Origin of the sequence: Vibrio sp. 10N.261.51.A3 (assembly GCF_041471965.1) — a bacterium.
In the GTDB taxonomy this organism is placed as follows: Bacteria; Pseudomonadota; Gammaproteobacteria; order Enterobacterales; family Vibrionaceae; genus Vibrio; species Vibrio crassostreae_C.
In genome coordinates this window covers 3131-6685 of the sequence record NZ_JBFRPK010000124.1, presented here as the reverse complement: position 1 = coordinate 6685, position 3555 = coordinate 3131, and the positions used below count along the sequence as shown (strand labels likewise).

Sequence of the window (3555 nt, the reverse complement as noted above, 5' to 3'; positions counted from 1 at the left end):
TTTGGCCACAGCGTATTAACCACTTCCGCTGCTTCATCATATAACGCACCTTGAATGGATTCACATACGTTCATCATACTGACTACCTAGCACTTACCCGAATTGTGGTTTTCAGGAGGAACGTCCTCTCACGATTCTTTTCCCACTCAGCCCAACGGCCAAGTTTCGTTACATTGTCCGAGCCGCTGCTTTATTCAGGCTCGTAGGTTCATCTGGTGATACAGATGGTTCACTCGTTAAGCGGTGAACAACGCTTCATACGACCTCAGGTCGCACGGACAGAAATGAGTTTCGGAAAAGTAAACATTAGCAAATCATGAATAACTACAGGTATGGCAAAGAGGAAAAAGTTTCAACGGTGTCTCCAATTGCTTTATTGAAATACTAGTACCTGATCCCGTACTGGAATCAGGTGATTGTTATGAGAGACAAAAGACAAGACATGACCCTATTGTTTCTAATGCTGAGTCACAAGCAGTTTTTTTCCATGCTCAATTAATCATTATCAGCATTACTGATAACTTAAGCGCGTTGCAGCAAATCGGTTAAGTAAAGTGTGCATGATGTAACACAGTAATAAAGTCGCTACGATGGCAACCAAAATACTGCTAATACGGTAAAGTGCACTATATATCAGATCGCTACCTGGGGTGAGGTATTGGCCAAATAAAATCCCTAGCGTGGTCATCGCTCCAAAGCCAACCCCAGCGCCGACGTTTTCTTTGACGTGTACTTGGCTAAATAGCATTAACCCAAACCATAAAACCGGCACGACTAAGATCAACAGCCCTGACCAATCATAAAGAAACAACTGGGCTAACACACCGAATGTCACTCCAAGAAAGGTACCTATCGCACGTTTAAGGGCATAATTTAATACCCCAGTAAAATGCATCGGATAAAGTAATAAAATTGTGGCAGCTTGCGCCGACATAGAGTCTTGCAGATTAAATATCTGGAACACGACAAAAGATGCTGTGGCGATAGTTGCCCCCAGTAATACTTCATGTCGCATTCGATTTACTGATTTTGCTGGTGGTTTTTGCAATTTTCTGGGTTTAACATCAGGGATTAACGAGACCATGATATAGGCGATAATGATTGCCAGTATTGTGGCGCCGAGATTAGCGCCGATGAGACCGTTTAGATCAGTATCAGGGTAACTGGCAAAATTAAGCATGATGCTCAGATTAAGTAAACTATTGGCACCATAAAGAAAAAAACTGCCGCGGGTCATGGCGGTAAAAAAGCCAACAAACACCCCAAAAATAATCAGGGTCATTAAGACTGGATGGCCACCAAATAAACCACCGATAACGCCTACCACTAATCCAGCTGTGACAGAAGACGCCAACACCTGCCGCGCGACATGGGCGGTGAACACAGGTGCTAGCCCTAGCAATACCATAGGGGTAACAGTATAAAACACCCCGTTACTAAAGCCGAACAGTTTGCACACAGTAAAGCCAATCGTGCCAGCAGTGGCAATACGTAGACATTGACGTAAATCATTGGCTGTCATGGGATTAAATCTTAGTAACATGATTGTTGCCTTGTGTCGCTGTAATATATTTTAAATAGCGCATCTATCAAATGTATGATGTTAATAGATATAGTGCAGCATACTGATGGCTTTAATCTGCCCATGAGCTAATAAGTTCAGCAAACTATTTTCTGGCATTATCTGCACCGTCGCCCGTGCCCCCGTTGGCAATGTTCTCATGACTTCGTCATTATCTAATTGTAAATGCAATCTCATTCTTTGGGCGTCACGGACCCAGCGATCAGATTGTTGCGGAGTCGCTAAACTGCCATTGGCATCGAACTGTCCGGCGCTAACCCCAGCATCAATACTGCTGACGTGGGCGCGATATAAACGGCCTGGTTCACCGTCAAACGCAACAAGGGCTTTAGATGAAATTGAGACATCTCGTAATGCCTTTTCTCTAAAATCAGCAATAATATCCACATCATCAGAAACAAGAGCCAGCAGTGGCTGGCCAATGGCCGCAAAGCCGCCGACCATGATTTGCAAGTTAGTAACTGTGCCGTCTTGATCCGCATGAACTTGGGTATAAGACAGGTTTAATTTGGCTTGGGCTAAGCGATTTTCGGCCTGACGTACTTTTAAGTTATTGTTACCGTAAACACCGCGGCTCACTTCTAATTGCTTTAAACGGGCTTGGGTTGCCAGCAAATTTGCTTCAGCCGCAGCGGCATCGCTGTCAGCTTGATCGCGTTGCTGTTGGGATACGCCATTAGTTTTGTACAGTGCATCAAGACGCTTTGCTTCGCTGCGTTTTTGTTGTGATGTGGTTTGGCTGGCATTGACATCAGCTTGCGCCGCTAACAAAGAGGCATCTAGCTCAGCGTTATCTTGCTGGACTTGCTCTAAAGCCAACTGCGCTTCATCTACCGCTAACTTATACGGTCTAGGATCTACTTCAAACAGTAATTCACCCTTGCTAACAACTTGGTTATTAGTGACAGCAATAGTTTTAATGCGGCCATTAACTTGTGGGGTAACCTTAGTCACAACCCGAGTTGCCATAGCCTGCGGCGTTAATGGCATAGTCGCATCAGCAAACATAAAGTAACCAAATACCAGCATAAAGCCTGCTAAGGCAATTTTTGTTAGCCGCGAAAATTGTTGATCTGGTGTCATATTTGTATTCACTTACTTGTCTGTCATTTTAGCTAATTTGGTTAACGCATTATTACCAATCAGATTAATTACTCTTTCAAACTCAGTAAGTTCTTCAGCGTTTATGCCTAAGAGCAATTGGCTACGGATATTGATAATTGTTACTTCAACTTTCGTTATTAAATCGAGTCCAGCAGGAGTCAAATTGACAAGTCTGGCGCGTTTATCATGGGGGCAACAGTGGCGTTCAATGAGCCCTTGCTGTTCTAATTGGGCTAAGGTGCGCATTAAAGAGGCCAGTTCAATTTCTAAGGCATTGGCTAATACTTTTTGACTGAGGTTGTCGCCTAATCGCCACAGTTTCCATAAGGCTGTCCAGCGTGGGTAAGTTAACTCTAAAGGGGCAAGTTCAATGTCAACAGCGGTGCGCCATAAGCGATGCAGACGCCCCAATTGTTCTGCCAGTGATAGCTCTTTCATATGGTCGAATTCTTTTTGCATCATGGTTCCCATTTACCTAGCGTGCTAACTATTATACTTGGTTAGCATGCTAAGTAAATTATTTTATACTATCAAAATCGCCTCATAAGCCTAAATCCCCTTAAAGTAATGAAAAAAAAGAATAAAAATGGAAGTGAAATAGGACATCCGATCTTTTACCAATAAATTTTAACCCAGCCAACCCAATCGCTGAGCCAGAAACACAGTAGATGACAAAAAATATTAGCTAACGCGCCCATTCAGTCACAAAATAAACGGAAGCGGAATTTTAAAGAAAAATATGTAGGATTTTTGAGATTTACAGGTGGCGTTGTTGAACAATTCCTCCCTAAGAGCGTAGTAACCCCAAGGGCTGCGAGCAATTAAGCCACTTCATTTCTTACGGGCATACCTAACAACGGGGGGGGGGG

The 3555-nt window shown here is 43.5% G+C and carries 3 protein-coding genes; all 3 read right to left on the bottom strand.

All coding sequences use genetic code 11. The features are described 5' to 3' along the window. Window positions 1-511: 511 nt before the first annotated feature. From AB4371_RS21690 to slyA, 3 genes are read right to left on the bottom strand one after another with little or no spacing between them, the layout of a single operon-like run. Entirely contained in the window at window positions 512-1543 is a 1032-nt protein-coding gene (locus AB4371_RS21690; RefSeq protein WP_372150653.1) for a DUF2955 domain-containing protein, read from the bottom strand. A gap of 60 nt (window positions 1544-1603) precedes the next feature. After that, window positions 1604-2665 (bottom strand): HlyD family secretion protein, encoded by a 1062-nt coding sequence (locus AB4371_RS21685; RefSeq protein WP_017059068.1) that lies wholly within the window; start codon window positions 2663-2665, stop codon window positions 1604-1606. Window positions 2666-2677: 12 nt separating this feature from the next. Further along, window positions 2678-3145 (bottom strand): transcriptional regulator SlyA, encoded by a 468-nt coding sequence (gene slyA / locus AB4371_RS21680; protein WP_017059069.1) that lies wholly within the window; start codon window positions 3143-3145, stop codon window positions 2678-2680. Window positions 3146-3555: the final 410 nt, after the last annotated feature.